Raw genomic sequence first — 20,770 nt, 5'->3', positions numbered from 1 at the left:
AGTAATGGCCTCGCGCGGCACCGTGAGCGGCGACGGAATAGGGTGACCGCGTGGCGAGAGTGCGGTTGAGCGTGGCCGAGCGGCGCGAGGAGCTACTGCGGGCCGCCATCGGGCAGATCGAGGCGCGGGGCGTGGCGGCGGTCAGGATCGCCGACGTGGCCTCGGCGCTCGGCGTGAGCAACGCGCTGGTGCTGTACCACTTCTCGACGAAGGAGAAGCTGGTCGCCGCGGCGTTCACGTTCGCGGCCGAGGACGACCTCGGGCATCTGCGTAAGCTTCTCGGCCGCCGGACCACGGCGCTGCGGCGGCTGCGGTCGGCGGTTCGCTGGTACGCGCCGACGGGCCAGGCCAAGGGCTGGCGCCTGTGGATCGAGGGCTGGGCGGCTGCGCTGCGCGAGCCCGCGCTGCAGGAGGTCACGCGGGACCTCGACAGGGAGTGGAAGGCTGCGATCGCCGAGGTGATAGCGGAAGGCGTGGCCGCGGGCGAGTTCCGCTGCCCGGACCCGCAAGGTACGGCTCTGCGTCTGACGGCCCTGCTGGACGGGCTCGCCGTTCAGATGACGTCGTACGCCGGTGCGGTGTCGCGCGCGCGAGCACAGGAGTGGGTGGAGGAGGCGCTGGCGCGGGAACTGGACCTGGAGCGGGCGGCGTTGACCACCTCCGAGCAGTGAGCCCCCCGAACCGGGCGGGGCTCACTGCCGACAGACGAATCACTCTCGCGCCTTCGGGCAACCGCACGATGGAGCGACCCGAACGACCGGACAACCCGCACACCACCGTCCGCCGCGCTCAGGCGACCGAGGCGATCCGCATCTTGATGTCGTCCGGCGACAGCGCGCCCTTCGCCGTGACGTGGTCCCCGGACGACTCACCGCGCAGCCGACGGCCGATCCACGGCACCAGGTACTCGCGCGCCCAGTGCACGTCGTCCCGCCGGACGTCGAGGGTGCCGCGCGGCGGGAGCAGCGGCCAGGGCTGGTCCGGATCGGCCGGGACCTCCAGGCCGAGAACCTGCCCGGCGCGCAGCGCCACGCGCGTGTGCCCCTCGGGCGAGAGGTGGAGCCGGTCGTCGTCCCAGGCCCGGCGGTCCTGGACGGTCTTCAGGGACCACAGGTCGAGCACGGGGCAGCCGTACCGGTCGGCGACAGCCCGTACATGACCGTTGTAGGTGGCGATCTTGCCGCGCAGGTGCTTGAGCACGGGAACGTTACGGGTGTCGAAGCCGGTCGTCACCATGACGGTGCCGACGGCTTCGGTGAGCCGGATGATCGCCCGCTCGAAGCGCTCGGCGACCTCGTCGGGGTCGGTCCCGGGCCGGATGATGTCATTGCCGCCCGCACAGAAGGAGACCAGGTCCGGCGCGAGCTCGATGGCTTGCGGAACCTGGTCCTCCACGATCTGGTCGAGCAGTCTGCCGCGTACGGCGAGGTTCGTGTAGCCGAAGTCGCCCTCGGGCCGCCGGTCCGCGAGAAGCACCGCGAATCGGTCGGCCCAGCCGACCATCGCACCGTCGGGGCCTGGATCGCCGACGCCCTCGGTGAAGCTGTCCCCCACCGCAACGTACGACCCGATCACTGATCTGCTGTCATTCTTCGAATCGTCTGCCACATCGACCATGATTCACCTTCGAATGTGACCTACGCGACCGTAATAAAGGGTTGACGGACGGTGAGATAAGCCACGTCTAAGTGTTGGTCAAGCCCGGAATAACCCTCCGATCAGGGATGTTGAGAGGCGAACCGTGAGGCTCTGAAGTCGCGGACCGGGAAGTGGCTCCAGGTGTTCCGGAAGGCGAAGCGCCCGCTCGTGTACGGCTGCGGATCGGCACCGGACTCCAGCCTCGCCGGCGAAACGGCTAAGCCGCGTCGTGGAGTTCGTGTTGGTGCCGTAGCCGGCGTCGTACGTCGTGAGGTGGTCGTGGCCGCTGCCTGAACCAGACCGTGGCGTCTGCGGGAACGTCCACGTCCAGGAGCTCGCGGAAGGCGGTGACGGCACCGCCGTTCTCCAACTCGACGACCCACTGCGCGAGTCCGCGGGGGAAGTCGTCGCGGGCGATGAGGCGGCCACAGGGCGGGGCGCCGACAGTCGGCTCGGGGGTGAGGGCGGCAGCTCCGGCGGAGAGGCGGAGCCGGACGCACCGAAGGCCGGACCCGGGGATCGGGGTCCGGCCTTCGGCGGCGTGTCGGGCGCTACGTCCCCACGCTCTGGCGAAGCCGCGCGGGGGTGGTCGGCGGTGGGTCAGCCGACCGCTACGCCCTTGGACCGGAGGTAGGCGACCGGGTCCACGTCGGAGCCGTAGTCCGGCGTGGTGCGGATCTCGAAGTGCAGGTGCGGGCCGGTCACGTTGCCGGTAGCGCCGGAGAGGCCGATCTGCTGTCCCTCCGTCACGGTCTGGCCGGCCGAGACGGAGAGCTGGGAGAGGTGGCCGTACTGCGCGTAGTAGCCGTCGGCGAGCTTGATGACGACCTGGTTGCCGTACGCGCCGCCCCAGCCCGCGGAGACGACCGTGCCCGCACCGACGGCCTTGACGGGGGTGCCCGTCGGGACGACGAAGTCGACGCCTGTGTGGTACCCGCTGGACCACATGCTGCCGGCCACGTGGTAGCCGGTGCCGATGGTGGCGCCGGACACCGGGAGGGTGAAGCCGGTGGAGGTGCCGGTGGACTGGGAGGTCTGCGTGGCGGTCGTCTTGTTCGAGGACGAGGACGCCTTGGGCGCGGAAGAAGAAGACGAAGAAGACGGCCGGGACGACGACTTGGTGGTCGTGGTGGCCTTCTTGCCGAGCGTGAGCTTCAGGCCCGGGTGGATCAGCGCCGGGTCGTCGCCTACGGCCCGGCGGTTGTCCGAGTAGAGCTTCTTCCAGCCGCCGGTGACATGCTGCTCGTCGGCGATCTTCGAAAGGTAGTCGCCGCCCCGCACCGAATAGGTCCGCACGCCCGCGTGGTGCGCGGCGCTCTTCTTCTCGGCCGCCTTCTTCTCCACGACCGGAAGGGACTGGACGGCCTTTTGCGAAACCGACTGGGAAACGGACTGCGTTGTTGCGGCATGGGCGCCGGTCGCACCCATGAGCGGGAGTGCGAGTGCGGCGCCACCGGTACCGGCGACGGCGATGGAACGGGTGAAGCGCTGGGGCTTCGGACGGCGGTGCTTACCCTTCGCGGGCATGACGAATTCCTCTCCGGCGCCTACGAGGTGAGCTGTCGGGTGCGGGCTGGAGATGCCCGGCCGCGCTTATGACGCGGCTTTACCCCAAGCCGTTCCGGAGACCGGAACAGGCGGTGATACCTGTGGGTCCCCCGCTCCTGCCGTTCACGGGTGAGTTGTGCGGGCACCGGGCGGCGGCAGGATTGGGCGTCCGTCCGGATTGGTGGCGAACGTAAGCGACCGGGACGCAAAGGGACAAGCGATGGTTCCCTGCGAATACGTTTCTGTTGATCCCTTGAGAGAAATCCCGGTAACCGTGCGTGAATTTCGAGATCGCTCCTTTGGCCAATCCCCCTTATAAAGCACGTGAATTACGTGGACATGACGCGCCACGCTCGGTCACGAATATGACGCTCCTCACGCACCCTCAGCCCAGGAGTCCCCATTCCGGAGCGAGTTGGAATGAAGGCAAGCAAAATGGACCACAGGGGCGTGAAGAGGAAGGAAGATGAGCGAAAGTGAGCTAACGCGACCGAAGGCGCCGGAAGTCCAATCAAGGCACTAATTCGGACAGACGGGTCAGATGCGACGCAGGCGGAAAACTGCCGCGTCGAGGTCGCCGCGCAGCCCGGTGCGCAGTCCGTGATGCAGGAGTACGGCACCTCTGTGAACTTCGCCCGTTTCGCGGCATTCATACGACGCTGTCGGGTCGAGGCCCTGCAGTCGCAGCGCCGGCACGGGTTCCCCGTAGCTCTGTGCCTGAAGCCACGCGAGGACGACCGCCTCGTCGCCACGCACGTACTGCACCGCACTGAGCCCGCCCCGCGGCGCCCGCAACCGGTACAGGTCGCCCTGCTGCACAAGCGGACGGATCTCCTTGTAGAGAGTCACCCACTCGCCGGCCTCCGCGAGCTCCTCCTCGGTCCACTGGGCGAGGTCTCCGCCGACCCCCAGCACTCCGGCCATGGAGCTGACGAAGCGGAAACGCAGCGAGCTGACCCGCCCGTTGAGCTGGGTGTTGGGGCTGTCGGTGACCCAGGCTGCCATCACGCGCGCGGGGTGGATCTGGCTGAAGCCGTGCTGGATGGCGAGCCGGTCGAGCGGGTCGGTGTTGTCGGAGGTCCACACCTGGTCGGTACGGCTCAGGATCCCGAGGTCGATGCGGCCGCCACCGCCCGAGCAGGACTCGAAGGCAACGCCCGGGTGGGCCGCGCGCAGCCGGTCCAACAGTGCGTACAGCGCCCGGACATGGTCGATCCAGAGCCGCTGCGGGTAGGGGTCGTCAGGCCAGCCAGCGTCGGTGAAGCAGCGGTTGAAGTCCCACTTGACGTAGTCGATCGGGGCGCTGGACAGGAGCCCGTCGAGCTGCCCCCAGAGGTACTCCTGGACGTCCTCCCGGGCCAGGTTCAGTACGAGCTGATTGCGGAATTCCGTCCGCTTTCGTCCCGGTTGGAACTGTACCCAGTCGGGGTGGGCGCGGTAGAGCTCGCTGTCCGGGTTGACCATCTCGGGCTCGACCCAGATGCCGAACTGCATGCCGAGGGCGTGCACGTAGTCCGCGAGCGGCTTCAGGCCTTTCGGGAAGCGGTCGGGGTTGGGGGTCCAGTCGCCGAGTCCGGCCCGGTCGCTGGTGCGCTTGCCGAACCAGCCGTCGTCGACCACGAACAGCTCGACGCCGATCGCCGCGGCCCGCCGGGCGAGTGTCCCCTGCTGCTCCTCGGAGATGTCGAACTCGGTGGCCTCCCAGGAGTTGAACAGCACCGGCCGGTCCCGGTCCGCGTCCGGGATGACGTGCGCGCGCTGATAGGCGTGCCAGGCGCGGCTCGCGCCGCCGAAGCCGCCGTCGCTCCACAGGCCGGCGAAGACGGGCGTCGTGTACGACTCCCCCGCGTCCAGGCGCAGCAGCCCTGAGTCGTCGCATCCGGCGCCGCCGGTGATCTGCACGCGCGCGTCCGCGAGGTGCGCGACGGTGATCCGCCAGGAACCCGACCAGCCGAGCGCGCAGCCGTAGACCTCGCCGCGCTCCTCGGTGGCGTCGGTGTCGAGCGCGACCCAGGGCAGGTGCTGGTGCCCGGTGTGGCCGCGGCGGCTGCCGATGACCTTCTCACCGTAGGTGAGAAGGGAACTGGTCAGCCGGGACTCGGCGGCCCAGCGTCCGTGCAGCTGGGACAGCCGCCAGTCCTCGCGCTCGGGCAGCGTCCAGGTGGCGGAGTCTGCCCGCAACAGCTCCAGGGCAGTGCCTTCGTTGTCGAGAGTCACCCAGCGTTCTACGACGTCGTGCCGCATGCGGTAGTGCAGGGTGAGCGTGAGCCCGCCGTCACGGAAGCGCAGGCGCAGCTCGCCATCGTCCCCGCCGTCGGCCTCGTACGCCTCGAAGTGCCATTCGGTGCCGCGCCGCTCGTCGGTGCGCACCGACAGGGCGGGCCGCGCGAAGCGGGGGCCGCCCTCGACCGGGTACTCCTCGTGGCCGTCGAGCTGCGCCTCGAAGGGCCGGTAGTCGGGCAGCGGGCGGACGGCGAGGGCCTCGGCGTCGGCGAGCGCGATCCGGGGGCCCCAGTGCAGGTGCAGCAGTTCGTCCCCCTCGGTGAGATGGACGGCGTAACTGCTGGTCGGCCCTGAGAGGAGCCACGTACGGCCGTTGTCGGAGATCTCCAGCATCAAGCCCTCACACATCCGAACAGGAGCGATCAATGCCCAACATCATCAAGTGCTTCGGGGCCTTTCGGCAACGCCTGTGGACAACTCATTGCCTGAGGAATCCATGTCGTATCGTCGAAAGCGTGCCCGACGACGAGCCCGTCGGCCGGGCGGAGTGGGAGGAGCCCCCGTGACGCAGCAGATCCCGTCGACCGAGCCGGAGCTGACCGGAGTCCGTAACTTCCGCGATGTGGGTGGGCTCCCGGCCACGGACGGACGGCGGGTGCGGTACGGGGTGCTGTTCCGCAGCGGCCACCTCGCACACGCGACGGAGGAGGACGCTGCCTTCCTGGCCTCCCTGGGCCTGCACACGGTCTTCGACTTCCGCAATGCGGCGGACCAGAAGCTGGAGGGCCCCGACGTCGAACTGCCGGGCGTACGGAACGTGAACCTTCCGCTGACCGATCCGGCGGACGGCTCCGAGTTCTGGAAGATGGTCCGCGACGGTGAGATCGACCAGCTGCGCGGCATCCTCGGCGACGGCAAGGCGGCCAACCGCATGATCGTCTCCTACCGCACGATCATCAGGGAGCGCACCGCCGAGCACGCCCACGTACTGCGCTCACTCGCCGAGGACAGCGTGCCCGCACTGATGCACTGCGCCGCGGGCAAGGACCGTGCGGGCCTGTCGATAGCCGTGACGCTGCTCGCCCTGGGCGTGGAACGCGAGGCGATCGTCGCGGACTACCTGGAGTCGAACGCCAAGCACCGCCGCTACAAGGTGCACCGCAGCGGCAGCTCCGCCGCCGGCTACTCCCCCGAGGTCATGGAACTGCTCAGCCCCCTGTTCGAGGCGCGCGCCGAGTATCTGGCCGCCGCCTTCGAGACCATCGAGGAGACGTGGGGCGACGTCGGCACCTACCTGGAGCAGGGCCTCGGGCTCACCCCGCAAATCCGCGAGAGCCTGCGCGAGCGGCTCCTCGACTAGGCCGGTGAGCCGGCGTCACCGCCTCACTGATCTTCGCCTACTTCGCCCCCACCGCGAACAGCAGGTAGATGAAGGCGGCGAAGAGATGCCCCACCGCGATGTAGATGATCAGGCGCACCCACAGGGCGCGCGGGAACTTCTCCTCCATGTTCCTGTCGCTCATGGCATGTCTCCGGTGATCGGGCCCAGGCACAGCGTGGCCGTGGGGCTCTGCAGAAGGGTGTGGACGAACAGGAGCTCGACCCCGTCGGGGTCCTCGGCGGCGATCCGGTGCGGGGTCAGCGAGTCGAAGTGCGCGCTGTCTCCGGCGGTGAGCCGGTGCGTGGTGTCCCCGAGGCGCAGCCGCAGGCGTCCCTGGAGGACGTACAGCCACTCCTCGCCGGGGTGCACGCGCACGATGTCGCCCTGCGAGCCGTACGGTACGTGGACGCGCAGGGCCTGCATGCCGCGGCCGGGCGCGCCGGCCTGCCAGTAGGTCCAGCCGCCCGCCACGGTCGGTTCCATGTCGGTGGCGCGTACGACGGCGTCCCGGTCGGCGACCGTCTCGCCGAGCAGTTCCGAGACGGTCGTAGCGTAGATACGGGCGAGGGCGAGCAGCATCGGCAGCGACGGCTGGCGCTGTCCGGTCTCAAGCCGGGACAGGTGGGCGGGTGACAGTCCGGCGGCGCGGGCCGCGGTCTCCAGGGTGAGGGAGGCCCGGCGGCGCAGCGCGCGAAGCTGTGGTGCGACGGCGGGCAGGAACTCCGTCCGCCCGGCCGACGAGCCCGGTGCCGCGCGCCCGGGCTCCGGCTCTGCCTCTGCCTCTGCCTCTGCCTCTGCCTCTGGAGAGCTCATGCTCTCCATTCAGCCGGAGCCTTGCCTCTGCGGCAAATTTTTTGCCTCAGAGGCAAAAGAGCCGCCGTTGTGCCTATCGGTTCGCGACCGCCCTATCGGTTGGCGACCGCCTGCTTCACCAGTGTCTTGCCGAAGTCCCACATCAGGCCACCCCCGCTGTGTGCGTCGTCCATCACGGCCGTGAAGGCGTCGACGAACCGGTCCACGTCCTGCTCGCCGATGATCAGCGGCGGGATCAGTTTGATGACCTCCAGGTGGTCTCCGGAGACCTGGGTGAGGATCCTGTGCCGCTGCAGCAGCGGTACGACGACCATCTGCGCGAACAGGCCCTTGCGCGCCGCCTGCAGCATGGTCCAACGACTGCGCAGCTTCAGCGACTTGGGCCTGCCGAACTCGATGCCGATCATCAGGCCCCGGCCGCGGACGTCGGCGAGCAGCTCGTACTTGTCGATCAGCGCCGCAAGCCGGGACCTCAGCTGCTCCCCGGTCACGCGCGCGCCCGCGACGATCTGCTCGTCCTCCATGACGGACAGCACGGCGAGGCCCGCCGCCATGGCCTGGGCGTTGGAGCCGAAGCTGGCCGAGTGGACGAGCACCCGGTCCATGGACGAGTAGACCTTCTTGAAAATCCAGTCCTTGCCGAGGGTGGCGCCGACCGGCACATAGCCGCCGGACAGGGCCTTGGCCACGCACACCAGGTCCGGCTCGACGCCGTCCTCGTGCTGGTAGGCGTAGAAGTCCCCGGTGCGGCCGAGGCCCGTCTGCACCTCGTCGGCGATGAGCAGCGCCCTGTGCTTGCGCAGGAGTTCCTGGGCAGCCCGGAGATAGCCGGGCGGGGCCTCGTGCACACCCTTGCCCTGGATCGGCTCGACGATCAGGGCGGCGACATCGCCCTTCTTCAACTCCCGCGCCAGGGCGTCGAGATCACCGAGCGGGACGGCCGTGTCGGGCAGCAGCGGGGCGAAGCCGTTCCGGAAGCCGTCCTCGCCGTTGACCGAGAGCGACCCGGTGGTCAGACCGTGGAAAGCGTGGTCGCAGTACAGGATCCTCGGCCTGCCGGTGACGTACCGGGCGAACTTCAGCGCGGTCTCCACCGCCTCGGTACCGCTGTTGCCGAAGAACACCCGGTCCAGGTGCGGGCTGTGCGTGAGCAGCTTCTCGGCCAGCAGTCCGGGCAGCGGCTGGCAGTCGAAGCGGGTGAGGTCGGCGAGCTGGGCGTCGAGGACGTCGTGCAGCGCCTTGCGGACGACGGGGTGGTGGCGCCCGAGGCCCATCACTCCGAACCCGGCCAGCATGTCCAGGTAGTCGTTGCCGTCCGCGTCCCAGAAGTGGGCGCCCTCGGCGCGCTCGTAGACCTTGTCGAAGCCGATGGTGTGCAGCATGCGCGGGAGCTGGTGGTTCAGGTACCTGCCGTGCAGCTCGTAGCGCTCGGCTCCGCGCTCGGCCAGGAGAGCGCCGAGGTCGAACTCCTTGGTCATTCAGCTTTCTCCTTGACTGGGCCGTCCGCCTGCTCCTTGACGACCAGAGTGTCCTCGGCCTCCTTGACGGCGAGGCTCGCGCTGATCCGGCCGGCCACCTCCACCGGCGTCAGCCCGATGTCGGCGAGCACCTCACCGCGCTTGGCGTGCGCGAGGAACTGCTCCGGGATGCCGAACCGCCGTACGGGCACGTCGACTTCGGCATCGCCGAGCGCCAGCGCCACCGCGGCTCCCACCCCGCTCGCACGGCTGTTGTCCTCGACGACGGCCACCAGTCGGTGTTCGGCCGCGAGGCCCGGGAGCGCCGGGTCGACGGGCTTGACCCAGCGGGGGTCGACGACGGTGCACGAGATCCCGCGTGCCTGCAGCAGGTCGGCGGCCTGGAGGCAGACGGGCGCCATCACGCCGACGGCGACGAGCAGCACCTCGGGTGTGTCCGGGCCGCGGTGCAGGACGTCGAGTCCGCCCACCCGGTCGATCGCCGGGATCCTTGGACCGACCGACTCCTTGGGGAAGCGGACCAGCGTCGGAGCGTCGTCGACGGCGACGGCCTCGCGCAACTGGGCGCGCAACTGGTCGGCGTCGCGTGGAGCGGCGATGCGCAGCCCCGGCACGACCTGGAGGATGGACATGTCCCACATGCCGTTGTGGGACGGGCCGTCGACGCCCGTGACGCCGGCGCGGTCCAGGACGAAGGTGACCCCGCAGCGGTGCAGCGCCACATCCATCAGGAGCTGGTCGAAGGCGCGGTTGAGGAAGGTGGCGTAGACGGCGACGACGGGGTGCAGACCGCCGGTCGCCAGCCCGGCCGCGCTCACCGCCGCGTGCTGCTCGGCGATGCCGACGTCCCACACACGCTCCGGGAAGCGTGCGGCGAACTTGCCGAGGCCCACCGGGTGCAACATGGCCGCCGTGATCGCCACGACGTCCTCCCGCTCCTCCCCGATCGCGGCGATCTCGTCCCCGAACACCGAGGTCCAGGAGGGGCCGTTGGACGGCGCGAGCGGCTCGCAGGTGAGCGGGTCCATCACGCCGACGGTGTGGAAGTGGTCCTCCTCATGGGCGAGGGCGGGCTCGTAGCCGCGGCCCTTCTCCGTGAGGCAGTGGACGAGGACCGGGCCGTGGAAGCGTTTCGCGCGCCGGAGCGCGGACTCGACGGCCCCGATGTCGTGCCCGTCGATCGGACCGACGTACTTGAGACCCAGGTCCTCGAACATGCCCTGCGGGGCGAAGGCGTCCTTGAAGCCCTTCTTCGCGCCGTGCAGCGACTCGTAGACGGTGTTGCCGACGACGGGCGTGCGCAGCAGCACGTCCTTGCCCCAGGCGAGCACCTTCTCGTAGCTGTCGGTGGTGCGCAGGGTGGCCAGGTGGTTCGCCAGGCCGCCGATGGTCGGCGCGTACGAGCGCTCGTTGTCGTTGACGACGATGATCAGCGGCCGGTCCTTGGCGGCCGCGATGTTGTTCAGCGCCTCCCAGGCCATGCCGCCGGTGAGCGCGCCGTCGCCGATGACCGCGACCACGTGTCCCTTCTCGCCCTGCACCTGGCGGGCCTTGGCGAGGCCGTCGGCCCAGCCGAGCGCGGTGGAGGCGTGGCTGTTCTCGACGATGTCGTGCTCGGACTCCTCGCGCGACGGGTAGCCGGACAGGCCACCCTTTCCGCGGAGCTTGGAGAAGTCCTGACGGCCCGTCAGGATCTTGTGTACGTAGCTCTGGTGACCGGTGTCCCACACGATGCGGTCGACCGGCGACTCGAAGACCCGGTGGAGCGCGATGGAGAGTTCCACCACCCCCAGGTTGGGCCCGAGGTGTCCGCCGGTCCTGGCCACCGCGTGCACCAGGAACTCCCTGATCTCCTCGGACAGTTCACCGAGTTCCGCCTCGGACAGCGCCTTCAGGTCGCGTGGTCCCCGGATGTTCTCCAGCATCGTCACGCTCGGGCCCCCTCTCGGTCCGTGCCTTGCTTCAACTCACCGTCACTGCCGGTTTCCCCGAGACGGTGGGGGCGCCCGATGCGGCCCCGTCCTGCTCCATCTGCTCGGCCAGCTTCATGGCCTCTTCGATGAGGGTCTCCACGATCTTGGACTCGGGGACGGTCTTGATGACCTCGCCCTTGACGAAGATCTGGCCCTTGCCGTTGCCGGAGGCGACGCCGAGGTCGGCCTCGCGGGCCTCGCCGGGGCCGTTGACGACGCAGCCCATGACGGCGACGCGGAGGGGGACCTCCATGCCGGTCAGGCCCGCGGTGACCTCCTCGGCCAGTTTGTAGACGTCGACCTGGGCCCGCCCGCAGGACGGGCAGGAGACGATCTCCAGGCCGCGCTGCTTGAGGTTCAGGGACTCCAGGATCTGGAGGCCGACCTTGACCTCCTCCACGGGAGGCGCGGACAGGGACACGCGGATCGTGTCGCCGATGCCCTGCGAGAGCAGCGCGCCGAAGGCGACGGCCGACTTGATCGTGCCCTGGAAGGCCGGACCTGCCTCGGTGACACCGAGGTGCAGCGGATACTCGCACTGGGCGGCGAGCTGCTTGTACGCCTCGATCATCACGACCGGGTCGTTGTGCTTGACCGAGATCTTGATGTCCCGGAAGTCGTGCTCCTCGAAGAGGGACGCCTCCCACAGGGCCGACTCGACCAGCGCCTCCGGGGTCGCCTTGCCGTACTTCTGCAGCAGACGCCGGTCCAGTGAACCCGCGTTGACCCCGATCCGGATCGGGGTGCCGTGGTCCCTGGCGGCCCGCGCGATCTCCTTCACCTTGTCGTCGAACTGCTTGATGTTGCCGGGGTTCACCCGCACCGCCGCACACCCGGCCTCGATCGCCGAGAAGACGTACTTGGGCTGGAAGTGGATGTCGGCGATCACCGGGATCTGCGACTTGCGGGCGATGGTGGCGAGCGCGTCCGCATCGTCCTGCGTCGGACAGGCCACCCGCACGATCTGGCAGCCGGACGCGGTGAGTTCGGCGATCTGCTGAAGGGTGGCCCCGATGTCCGACGTACGGGTCGTGGTCATCGACTGCACCGACACCGGTGCCCCGCCCCCGACCGCCACCGGCCCGACCTGGATCTGCCGCGACAGGCGCCGCTCGGCGATCGGACGGGCCGGCACCTCGGGGACGCCCAAGGAAATGGCGGTCACGACGTCACTCCCGGTTTCCGGAGACCGTCTCGCGCATGGCGCGCAGGGACTCCTTCAGGGATCCCATCGTGGCGAGGACGGCGGTGGGCTCGTAGCCGCAGTGCGCCATGCAGTTGGCGCAGCGCGGGTCCTTGCCTCGGCCGTACTTGTCCCAGTCGGTGTCCTCGATCAGTTCGCGGTACGTCGGCACGTACCCGTCGCTCATCAGGTAGCAGGGGCGCTGCCAGCCGAAGAGCGAGTAGTTCGGGATCGCCCAGGCGGTGCAGGGGAAGTCGACCTTGCCCTCCAGGAAGTCGAGGAACAGCGGCGAGTGGTTGAGCCGCCACTTCTTGCGGTTGCCGCCCGCGAAGGCCTTCTTGAACAGTTCGCGGGTCTGCTCCACGCCCAGGAAGTGCTCCTGGTCGGGCGCCTTCTCGTAGGCGTAGGCGGGCGAGATCATCATCTCGTCGACCTTGAGGTCGTCGTTGAGGAAGTTGAGCACCTCGATGATGGTCTGCGGGGTGTCCGTGTTGAAGAAGGTCGAGTTGGTGGTCACCCGGAAGCCGCGCCGCTTGGCCTCCTTCATGGCCTCCACGGCCTCGTCGAACACACCCTCCTTCGCCACGGACTCGTCGTGCCGCTCCCGCAGCCCGTCGATGTGCACGGCGAAGGCGAAATAGGGAGAGGGCTTGAACTTGTCCATCTTCTTGCGCAGCAGCATGGCGTTGGTGCAGAGGAAGACGTACTTCTTCTTCGCCACCAACTGCCGCACGATCTCGTCGATCTGAGGGTGCATCAGGGGTTCGCCGCCGGCGATCGACACCATCGGCGCACCGGACTCCAGCACCGCCCCCACGGCCTGCGCGACCGGCATGCGCTGCTTGAGCACACCCGCCGGGTGCTGGATCTTGCCGCAACCCTCGCACTTCAGATTGCATGCGAAGAGAGGTTCCAGCTCCACGATCAACGGGAACTTGTCCCGCTTGCGGAACTTCTGTTCAGCCAAGTACGTAGCGACCTTGATGGACTGGCGCAGCGGCATGGCCATCTGGCTCACCTCCGGGGGAGCAGCAAAGAACGGTGCCATTCGAAAAAGGCTGGAAGAACGGAGCGAAGTACGCGGAAGGCTGATATTCCACCGCGTACCGTGCCGATCCGGACGAGTTCATGTTCAGGAGCGTCCACGACCACTCGTACGGCCGCAACCGGGCGCTCGCCTGTGCGTACGGCGCTCAGCAGCGTCGCAGCGGATTCCATGTCGACCGCGATCGCGCCGGTTGCGAGCAGATCCGACCTTTCGTGACCGCGGACGACGTGATCAGAGCCGGTCAGGGGCCCTGTGTGGACGGCCCGCCCGGGCAGGGCCCGTGCGAGTTCCTTGACCAGGAGGTCGGTCCCGACGCACGGAACGGTTCCGTCCGGATCCCGGGTCTCCTCGGCGACGACCAGATCGCCGGGGTGCATCCCGGGGGCGAGCCCGGCACAGAAGCCGGTGGCCAGCACGGCCGCCTCACGCAGGGCGGGGTCGGCCAGCAGCCGGGTGACGGACCGCTCGGCCGCCTCGGGCCCCATGCCGGTGCGCAGGACGGTGACAGGACCGCCGGCGCCCCCTCGGTCGCTCATGCGCAGGGCGAGACGCTCGATGCCGAGCGCGCAGGCGATCAGCAGCGGGGCCGGGGCGGGCTGTGTGGTCATCAGCCCCCCTTGACCTCGGCGAGCGGCGGCTTCTTGGCGAAGGGCTCTCCGTGCACGTAACGGCCGAGTGCGGTGAGCGGGAACACCTGCCGGTAGAGGTGGTAGTTGATCGAGAAGTCCCACGGGAAGCCGGTCCCGGTGAAGTACGGCTCATCCCAGGAACCGTCCTCGCGCTGGGTGGCCGCGAGCCACTCGACTCCGCGCTCGACGGCCTTGGAGTCCTTCTCGCCCGCCGCCAGCAGGGCCATCAGCGCCCACGCCGTCTGCGAGGCGGTGGACGCTCCGCGACCGCTCCACTTCTTGACGTCCTTGTACGAGCGCAGGTCCTCGCCCCAGCCGCCGTCGTCGTTCTGGACCGACTCCAGCCAGGCGACGGCCCGCCGGATCGCCGGGTGCGAGGCGGGGAAGCCGGCCGCGACGAGGGCGGGTACGACGGACCCGGTGCCGTACACGTAGTTGACGCCCCAACGCCCGAACCACGAGCCGTCCGGCTCCTGTTCGGCGAGCAGCCACTCGATGCCGCGCCGGGTGCGCGGGTCGTGCGAGAGGCCCTCGACGGCCAGCATCTCCACCACGTGTGCCGTGACGTCCGCGGAGGGCGGGTCGATGACCTCACCGAAGTCGCAGAACGGCAGGCGGTTGGGGAAGGGGCTGGTGTTGTCGACGTCGAAGGCGCCCCACGCGCCGTTCTTCGACTGCATCCCGAGGTTCCAGCGCACCCCGCGCCCGATCGCCTTCTCCACCCGCTCCGGGTCGTGGTGCTTGACGCGGCGCAGCGCGAGGACGACCTCGGCGGTGTCGTCGATGTCGGGGTAGTTGTCGTTGTGGAACTCGAACGCCCATCCGCCGGGCGGCAGTTGGGGCCGTTTCACGGACCAGTCGCCGGGGCGGACGATCTCCTCGCCGAGCATCCAGTCCGCCGCCTTGACGAGCTGGGGATGGTCGGCCGGCACGCCCGCGTCGGCGAGCGCGATGGTGGCGAGGCAGGTGTCCCAGACGGGCGACTGGCAGGCCTCGATCATCCGCGCACCGTCCTCGCGCCACACGGCGAAACGGTCCAGCGACGCCAATCCCTCGCGCATCACCGGGTGTTCGAGGTCGTAGCCCAGCAGATACAGCGCGATCACCGAGTACACGGCCGGCGGCTGGATGCCGCCCCAGCAGCCGTCGTTCTCCTGCCGCTCGATGATCCAGCGGGCCGCCGAGTTCATGGCCGCCTTGCGCAGTCTGCGCGGCGCGACCTTGCGCAACTGGTGCAGCGCCTTGTCCAGACGCTGGAAGGCACCGTCCCAACTGGCCGCCGGAGCAAGTGGCTTGGGCGGATTCGGGTTGTCCGGGTCGGCGTGCAGCTCGTCGAGGGGGAAGGGCGCGGGCCGCACCGGCCGCTTCGCGGACACGATCGTGAGCGGCACGATGGTCTGCCGGGCCCAGCACCCGAAGTCGTAAATGTTGAGCGGCATCCACTTGGGGAAGTAGATGAGCTCCGGCGGGAGTTCGGGGAGGTCCGCCCACTTCCACCAGCCGAACAGGGCGAGCCAGATCCGGGTGAAGACACGGGCCGAGACGATGCCGCCCCGCTCGCGGACCCAGGCCGAGGCCTTCGCCATGTGCGGCGCCTGCGGCTCGTCGCCGGCCAGGCGCAGGGCGACGTACGCCTCGATGGTGGCGGAGAGTTCGCCCGGCCCGCCGTAGAAGGTGGCCCAGGCGCCGTCCTCGCGCTGCTCACCGCGGATGAACAGGGCGGCGGCCCGCGCGGTGGCCTCGTCCAGGATGCCCAGGAACTGCCGCAGAAGCAGATCCTCGGCGTCCATGGTCACATTGGTCTCGAGGTCGCCCTTCCACCAGCCCTCGGCGTCCTGCGTGGACAGCAGGAAGCCGGTGGAGCGTTGTACGGCGCGTACGGCGGCATCGCGCACCCCGGCCGCCACGGGGTTCGTTCTGGCGGTTTCGCTGGCCGAGGCAGCTCGGGGCGGCAGGGCCCCGGTGCTTCCGTCGGTCGTCGCTGTCATGGCTTCCCCTTAGTGCAGTCGTGCGAGTCGTGCTGCTGTGGGTCCGCCGTCGGCCGGTGCCGTTCTTCCCGCGACACCGGCCGGCGACTACGCGAGGTTTGTGCGACCGATAACGATCATCTCTTTCGTACGACGACGAAGTCCGCGAGCGCCGTGAACCGGTCCCGTACCCGGTCGGGCATGTCGATGGCGTGCAGGGCCTCGATGGCGATGGTGTGCTGACGACGTGCCTCTTGGGCTGTCCACTGGCGGCCGCCCGCGTCCTCGATGAGGGCGGCGCGGTAGGCGAAATCCTCCTCGGAGAAGGTCTCGAAGTCGCTGCTCTTGGCGTCGGCGGCGAGGATCTCGCCGAGCCGCTCGGAGGCGGCACCGCCCGCCGCGAGCGCGGCCACGACCGGCAGGGACTTCTTGCGCTGGCGCAGGTCGCTCCAGGTCTGCTTGCCGGTGGAGACCGGGTCGCCCCAGATGCCGAGGAGGTCGTCGACGGCCTGGAAGGCGAGGCCCAGGTGGTAGCCGTACTTCTCCAGGGTGTCGGCGGTGCGGTCGTCCGCGCCGCCGAGCACGGCGCCGATGGAGCTGGCGCAGGCGAGCAGGGCGCCGGTCTTGTTGCCCTCCATCTCCAGGCACTCCTCGACGCTGACGCGGTCGCGGTGTTCGTAGGAGATGTCCTGGGCCTGGCCGTCGATCAGGGCGCGGGTGGCGGTGGTCAGGCGGCGGGTGGCACGGCCGGCCTCGACCGAGCCGAGCTCCAGCAGGACCTCGTTGGCGAGGGCGAACAGGGCGTCGCCGACCAGGATCGCCTGGGCGGGGCCGTGCACCTTCCAGACGGTGTCGCGGTGGCGGCGCTGTTCGTCGCCGTCCATCAGGTCGTCGTGCAGCAGCGAGAAGTTGTGGACCAGTTCGACGGCGACGGCTCCGGGGATGCCGACCTCGGGGGCGGCTCCGGTGACCTCGGCGGACAGCACCGCGAGGGCGGGACGTACGGCCTTGCCGCCGTCCCCGTCCGCGGGGTTGCCCTCGGCGTCGATCCAGCCGAAGTGGTAGGCGGAAACGGTGTCCATGGGGGGTGCCAGGCGGTCTACGGCCGCCCGCAGTACCGGTGTGGCAAGGGTCCGGCCGCGCTCCAGGAGCGCGGTCACGTCCACCGCGTCGGCAGCCGTCTCGGCCGGGGGCACAGTGGGCACAGTCTCTCCTCTTGTTGCGGTACCGGGGGTGCGGGGGCCTGCCGCGTGCTGATCGACCTTCACTGACGCCCACCTCGCAAGGACGCGCCGGTCCCCTCCAGCCTTCGGCCGGGAGTCCGGGGGTTGTCCCCCGGGAAGATGCGGTACGCCGCCTCCTCGAAGTCGAAGAGGTGACGCGGGCGGGGCCGGCCCAGGGCGCTCAGCGCGGCGTCCGCCGCACTCACGCCACTGCGGACCGCACTCTCCATGGTCGCGGGCCACCCTGTGGCGGTCCACGCTCCGGCCAGGTACAGGCCCGGGGTCCTGGTGCGGGCGCCGGGCCGCAGCCGCCCGACGCCTGGGGTCGGAGCGAACGTCGCCGTGCGCTCCCTGGTCACGAAGAAGTCCTTCACCTCTGCGTCGCGGGTGCCGGGCAGCAGCCGCTCCAACTCGGGCAGATAGCGCTCGCGCAGCGCGGCGACCGGCTCGTCGATCTCGTCGTGGGCGGCCGACTGGGACAGCGCCAGGTACTGGCCCTCGCGCAGGCCGGAGGCGTCGGTGCGGTCGAAGACCCACTGCACGGGGGTGCCGAGGGCCGCGAAGAACGGCTGGTTCAGCACCTTCCGGTCGTAGACGACGTGCACGTTGAGGATCGGGGCGGTGTCGATGTCGAGCAGCTGGTCAGGGGCGTCGAGGGCGCCTGCCGGCAGAAGAGCGTGGGCCTCGCGCTGGGGTACGGCGAGCACGACCGCGTCCGCTTCGAGTTCCTCGCCGGGAACCTGAACGCGCAGACGTCCGTTTTCGTCAGAGAGGGAGGTGACGCGTGTACGGACCTCGGTACGGACGCCCGCGGAGTCGAGCGCCTTGCGGGCGAGACGGTCATGCAGTTCGCCCAGCGGGACGTGCGCCCATCCGATGTCGGCCGCGCCCGGGTCGGACAGCAGACCGGTCTTGAACACCATCGCGGCGAGCCCCAGCGAGGCGTCGCCCGCGACCGCGTTGAGGGTGGCGACCCCGACCAGGTCCCACAGGGCTTCGACGGCACGCGCCGACTGACCGTGCGCGGTCAGCCAGCTGCCGAAGTCCTGGGTGTCCAGGGCCGGATCGGCGAGGTCGAGCCCCTTGAGCGCGAGCGCGGCACGCCCCACCCTGGCCCGCTCGGCGAGCGAGAGATGCGGATACGTCGCAAGGCTGCGCCCCAGATGCAGGGGCACGGGCAGCGCGTCGCGCCGCAGCCTGCCGAGCCGCCGTCCCTCAGGCTTGTCGACGTCGAGTACGGGCACGTCGAGACGATCCTGCAGCGGCGCCAGCGCCGTCCCCCCGATGCGGTCGAGGAACCAGCGGTAGGCGGTGCAGCAGCGCAGGTACACATGCTGTCCGTTGTCGACGGTCAGCTCGCCGCGCTGGAAGGAGAAGGCGAGGCCGCCGAGTCTGGGCCTGCCCTCGACCAGGGTGACACGCACTCCGGCGTCGGCGAGCGCGAGCGCGGCGGTGATGCCGGCGAGCCCGCCACCGATCACGACGGCGTCCCTTGCAGGACGCCCCGCCGGATCCGCGGGCGAATCGTCGGACCGCATGTCCTCGCTCATCGTGCGTCCTCCCCTGCGCGCCCGCCGTGGTTGAACCGTGCACAACAGCAGGCCGTTGCAGTCAGGGACGCCGTCCCCGCCCGGAGGGTTGCGTGCTGCCTTTCTCCGGTGGAATCACCTTGACCCTGTTTGTCCATCAGGCCCGCCTCCTGACGGTCCTCCGCGTCACATGCCGGGTGTCCAGCCCGGACAGGCCGCGGACGGCAACGTACGCCTTCTCCCGCCCGGGCAGCGAGACCCGGCCCCGCAGCACGGCCTCGGGGTCGCGCTCGATGCGGTCGAGCAGACGGCGGTAGATGCCGGCCATGGCGGCGACACAGGCGCCGCTACGCCGGTCGAGCATGGGGAGCAGCCGGTAGCCCTCGGCGAAAAGAGCGCGGGCCCGTCGCACTTCGAAGTGCACGAGGCCCGCGAAGTCGGAGCCCTCCGGCGGGGTCGGCCCGCTGAACCCGGCCGAGCACCCGAATTTCGCGAGGTCGTCGGAGGGCAGATACGCACGACCGCCCTCGGCGTCCTCGCGGACGTCTCTGAGGATGTTGGTGAGCTGCAGCGCCAGCCCCAGCGTGTCGGCGTACTCCGGCGCGCGCTCGGCGCCGCGCGCCCCCGGTTCCGTGCCGAACACGCCGAGCGAGAGCCGCCCGATGGCGCCCGCGACACAGCGGCAGTAGACCTTCAGGTCGTCCCAGGTCTCGTAGGTCTCGCCCCGGACGTCCATCAGCACGCCGTCGATCAGCTCGTCCAGTCCGTCGAGCGGGACCGGGAAGGTTTCGGCGGCGTGGGTGAGGGCGACGGCCACCGGGTCGATGTCGTCCTCGGCGACCGCCCCCTCGCGCACCCGGGCCAGCAGCGCACGGGTGCCCTCGAGTCGTGCCTCCTTGACGTCGTCCGCCAGCGCGCCGTCGCCGATGTCGTCGACGCGCCTGGAGAACGCGTACAGCGCCGACATGGCGCGACGCTTGGGCGTCGGCAGCAGCCTGATGCCGTACGCGAAGTTGCGTGCCTGCTGTCCGGTGACGGCCTCGCAGTAGCTGTAGGCGGCGAGTACCGGTGCGGACACGTGTTGTTCCGACTCCACGGTCCGGATCACCCCTCTCCTCGCAGAGTCACGCCCACCTCGCGCAGCAGCTGGACCCTGCCGGGCTTGGGCGGGCCGGGAAGTACGTCGTATTCCGCGGCGTCGATCGCACGGATCGCCGCCCTCCCCCCCGCCACGAACCCCGCAAGCAGCAACTTCAACCTGCCGTGGACGCTACCCACCAGGGGGGCGCCTTCATTCAGGAGATCGCGGGCGCGTTGCGCTTCGTATGCGACCAGTGCGCGCAACGATGCGCCCGCGGTCGGCGTGGCGAGATCCGCCTCTAGCACATGGAACTGCTTCATGTCCTCGGCGGGCAGATAGATACGGTCGCGGCCGAGGTCCTCGGCGACGTCCTGCAGGTGTTCGACGATCTGGAGGGCGGTGCAGATCGCGTCCGAGAGGCGGATGCGCTCGGGGGTCGACGTGCCGGTGACGGAGAGGACGAGGCGGCCGACGGGGTTGGCCGAGAGTTCGCAGTACGCGAGCAGGTCGTCGTAGGTCTCGTAGCGGCTGACGAGCTGGTCCTGGCGGTTGGCTGCGATCAGGCCGAGGAAGGGCTCGGGGGTCAGCGCGTGACGCCGGACGGTCGGCTGGAGGCGGCGCAGCAGGGGGTGGCGCGGGGCCGAGTCGAAGACCCGGTTCAGGTCCGTCTCGAAGGCGTCCAGGAGCAGCAGGCGGTTTCCGGCCTCCTCGGCCGACACGCCGAGCAGACGCGCGTCGGCGCCGCCGGGGGCCAGATCACCGTCGCCGATGTCGTCGACGAGGCGGGCGAAGCCGTACACGGCCATGAGGTCGGCGCGCCAGGCCTTGGGCAGGAAGAACGGCGCCACGGGGAAGTTCTCACCCGCGGCCTTGTCGAGCGTGCCGCGCTCCGGGTCACCGGTGTGCGGCGTGCCGGTTCCCGTCACCGGTGACTGCCCGGCGCGGGGACGGCACATGCTGCGCACAGCTGGGGAGTTTCCGTAGCCATTGCCGTCACATCTCCCGTTCTACACTGTTGTCCCAATGCATACTATTTCGGACACGCCGCCCGGCGGC

At 69.8% G+C, this 20,770-nt stretch carries 18 protein-coding genes, 1 pseudogene and 1 riboswitch; of the genes and pseudogenes, 2 read left to right on the top strand and 17 right to left on the bottom strand.

Annotated features, from left to right (window positions below):
• Positions 1-50 precede the first annotated feature (50 nt).
• Complete coding sequence (locus OOK07_RS37550; protein WP_323178156.1) at positions 51-671, top strand: TetR/AcrR family transcriptional regulator; 621 nt, start codon at positions 51-53, stop codon at positions 669-671.
• A 118-nt stretch (positions 672-789) separates the two neighbouring features.
• On the opposite strand, the gene OOK07_RS37545 is transcribed toward OOK07_RS37550, so the two are convergent.
• The 4 genes and pseudogenes from OOK07_RS37545 to OOK07_RS37530 all read right to left on the bottom strand — a co-directional run bounded on the left by OOK07_RS37545 (position 790) and on the right by OOK07_RS37530 (position 5,802).
• Entirely contained in the window at positions 790-1,575 is a 786-nt protein-coding gene (locus OOK07_RS37545; protein WP_266802201.1) for an SGNH/GDSL hydrolase family protein, read from the bottom strand.
• Positions 1,576-1,718: 143 nt separating this feature from the next.
• A pseudogene (locus OOK07_RS37540) lies at positions 1,719-2,158 on the bottom strand (hypothetical protein).
• An 80-nt stretch (positions 2,159-2,238) separates the two neighbouring features.
• Positions 2,239-3,165: a M23 family metallopeptidase gene (locus OOK07_RS37535; RefSeq protein ID WP_266686646.1), complete on the bottom strand. Its 927-nt coding sequence runs from the start codon at positions 3,163-3,165 to the stop codon at positions 2,239-2,241.
• Between the two features lie 2 nt (positions 3,166-3,167).
• Positions 3,168-3,328, bottom strand: a riboswitch (cyclic di-AMP (ydaO/yuaA leader).
• Positions 3,329-3,723: 395 nt separating this feature from the next.
• A complete protein-coding gene (locus tag OOK07_RS37530; protein ID WP_266800923.1) occupies positions 3,724-5,802 on the bottom strand; it encodes an alpha-galactosidase in 2,079 nt (692 codons plus the stop codon).
• Positions 5,803-5,971: 169 nt separating this feature from the next.
• Between OOK07_RS37530 and OOK07_RS37525 the strand changes: the two genes are divergently transcribed.
• Positions 5,972-6,769, top strand: coding sequence for a tyrosine-protein phosphatase (locus OOK07_RS37525; RefSeq protein ID WP_266800921.1), 798 nt, complete (start codon positions 5,972-5,974; stop codon positions 6,767-6,769).
• A 37-nt stretch (positions 6,770-6,806) separates the two neighbouring features.
• Here the strand turns inward: OOK07_RS37525 and OOK07_RS37520 are convergent, their stop codons facing one another.
• The 13 genes from OOK07_RS37520 to hpnC all read right to left on the bottom strand — a co-directional run bounded on the left by OOK07_RS37520 (position 6,807) and on the right by hpnC (position 20,670).
• Complete coding sequence (locus OOK07_RS37520) at positions 6,807-6,932, bottom strand: DUF6126 family protein (protein ID WP_266686640.1); 126 nt, start codon at positions 6,930-6,932, stop codon at positions 6,807-6,809.
• Positions 6,929-7,603, bottom strand: a complete 675-nt coding sequence (locus tag OOK07_RS37515) for a helix-turn-helix domain-containing protein (RefSeq protein ID WP_266800919.1) — start codon at positions 7,601-7,603, stop codon at positions 6,929-6,931. Before OOK07_RS37515 ends, OOK07_RS37520 begins: the two co-directional genes overlap by 4 nt.
• 92 nt (positions 7,604-7,695) lie before the next feature.
• Entirely contained in the window at positions 7,696-9,081 is a 1,386-nt protein-coding gene (locus tag OOK07_RS37510; protein WP_266800917.1) for an aspartate aminotransferase family protein, read from the bottom strand.
• A complete protein-coding gene (dxs, locus tag OOK07_RS37505; RefSeq protein WP_266800916.1) occupies positions 9,078-11,012 on the bottom strand; it encodes a 1-deoxy-D-xylulose-5-phosphate synthase in 1,935 nt (644 codons plus the stop codon). The genes OOK07_RS37510 and dxs overlap by 4 nt, the downstream gene beginning before the upstream one ends.
• 31 nt (positions 11,013-11,043) lie before the next feature.
• Positions 11,044-12,219, bottom strand: a complete 1,176-nt coding sequence (gene ispG, locus OOK07_RS37500) for a flavodoxin-dependent (E)-4-hydroxy-3-methylbut-2-enyl-diphosphate synthase (protein WP_266800915.1) — start codon at positions 12,217-12,219, stop codon at positions 11,044-11,046.
• 4 nt (positions 12,220-12,223) lie between these two features.
• The gene (hpnH, locus tag OOK07_RS37495) at positions 12,224-13,246 is read right to left on the bottom strand and encodes an adenosyl-hopene transferase HpnH (protein ID WP_266802199.1); all 1,023 of its coding nucleotides are present in this window, start codon (positions 13,244-13,246) and stop codon (positions 12,224-12,226) included.
• A 5-nt stretch (positions 13,247-13,251) separates the two neighbouring features.
• Positions 13,252-13,893 carry a phosphorylase family protein gene (locus OOK07_RS37490; protein WP_266800913.1) on the bottom strand — a complete coding sequence of 214 codons (642 nt, stop codon included), beginning with the start codon at positions 13,891-13,893 and terminating at the stop codon, positions 13,252-13,254.
• On the bottom strand, positions 13,893-15,902 hold the full coding sequence (shc, locus tag OOK07_RS37485) for a squalene--hopene cyclase (RefSeq protein WP_266800911.1): 2,010 nt from the start codon (positions 15,900-15,902) through the stop codon (positions 13,893-13,895). Before shc ends, OOK07_RS37490 begins: the two co-directional genes overlap by 1 nt.
• A gap of 116 nt (positions 15,903-16,018) precedes the next feature.
• Positions 16,019-17,086, bottom strand: a complete 1,068-nt coding sequence (locus OOK07_RS37480) for a polyprenyl synthetase family protein (RefSeq protein ID WP_266800909.1) — start codon at positions 17,084-17,086, stop codon at positions 16,019-16,021.
• A gap of 59 nt (positions 17,087-17,145) precedes the next feature.
• A complete protein-coding gene (hpnE, locus tag OOK07_RS37475; protein ID WP_405670296.1) occupies positions 17,146-18,654 on the bottom strand; it encodes a hydroxysqualene dehydroxylase HpnE in 1,509 nt (502 codons plus the stop codon).
• Positions 18,651-18,791 (bottom strand): DUF6380 family protein, encoded by a 141-nt coding sequence (locus OOK07_RS43530; protein ID WP_353962332.1) that lies wholly within the window; start codon positions 18,789-18,791, stop codon positions 18,651-18,653. Before OOK07_RS43530 ends, hpnE begins: the two co-directional genes overlap by 4 nt.
• The gene (hpnD, locus tag OOK07_RS37470; protein ID WP_266686630.1) at positions 18,791-19,741 is read right to left on the bottom strand and encodes a presqualene diphosphate synthase HpnD; all 951 of its coding nucleotides are present in this window, start codon (positions 19,739-19,741) and stop codon (positions 18,791-18,793) included. The genes OOK07_RS43530 and hpnD overlap by 1 nt, the downstream gene beginning before the upstream one ends.
• Positions 19,738-20,670, bottom strand: coding sequence for a squalene synthase HpnC (gene hpnC / locus OOK07_RS37465; protein WP_405670297.1), 933 nt, complete (start codon positions 20,668-20,670; stop codon positions 19,738-19,740). Before hpnC ends, hpnD begins: the two co-directional genes overlap by 4 nt.
• Positions 20,671-20,770 lie beyond the last annotated feature (100 nt).

Source organism: Streptomyces sp. NBC_00078, assembly GCF_026343335.1.
Taxonomy (GTDB): domain Bacteria; phylum Actinomycetota; class Actinomycetes; order Streptomycetales; family Streptomycetaceae; genus Streptomyces.
The sequence above is the reverse complement of the archived record's forward strand: the minus strand, read 5'-3'. Positions and strand labels throughout refer to the sequence as shown.

What these genes read in the sequence shown, in the direction of transcription:
- OOK07_RS37535 (WP_266686646.1), bottom strand. Translation starts at nt 3,165, where the DNA reads ATGCCCGCGAAGGGTAAGCACCGCCGTCCGAAGCCCCAGCGCTTCACC.
- OOK07_RS37530 (WP_266800923.1), bottom strand. Translation starts at nt 5,802, where the DNA reads ATGCTGGAGATCTCCGACAACGGCCGTACGTGGCTCCTCTCAGGGCCG.
- OOK07_RS37520 (WP_266686640.1), bottom strand. Translation starts at nt 6,932, where the DNA reads ATGAGCGACAGGAACATGGAGGAGAAGTTCCCGCGCGCCCTGTGGGTG.
- OOK07_RS37515 (WP_266800919.1), bottom strand. Translation starts at nt 7,603, where the DNA reads ATGAGCTCTCCAGAGGCAGAGGCAGAGGCAGAGGCAGAGGCAGAGCCG.
- OOK07_RS37510 (WP_266800917.1), bottom strand. Translation starts at nt 9,081, where the DNA reads ATGACCAAGGAGTTCGACCTCGGCGCTCTCCTGGCCGAGCGCGGAGCC.
- hpnH (WP_266802199.1), bottom strand. Translation starts at nt 13,246, where the DNA reads ATGGCCATGCCGCTGCGCCAGTCCATCAAGGTCGCTACGTACTTGGCT.
- OOK07_RS37490 (WP_266800913.1), bottom strand. Translation starts at nt 13,893, where the DNA reads ATGACCACACAGCCCGCCCCGGCCCCGCTGCTGATCGCCTGCGCGCTC.
- shc (WP_266800911.1), bottom strand. Translation starts at nt 15,902, where the DNA reads ATGACAGCGACGACCGACGGAAGCACCGGGGCCCTGCCGCCCCGAGCT.
- hpnE (WP_405670296.1), bottom strand. Translation starts at nt 18,654, where the DNA reads ATGAGCGAGGACATGCGGTCCGACGATTCGCCCGCGGATCCGGCGGGG.
- OOK07_RS43530 (WP_353962332.1), bottom strand. Translation starts at nt 18,791, where the DNA reads ATGGACAAACAGGGTCAAGGTGATTCCACCGGAGAAAGGCAGCACGCA.
- hpnC (WP_405670297.1), bottom strand. Translation starts at nt 20,670, where the DNA reads ATGTGCCGTCCCCGCGCCGGGCAGTCACCGGTGACGGGAACCGGCACG.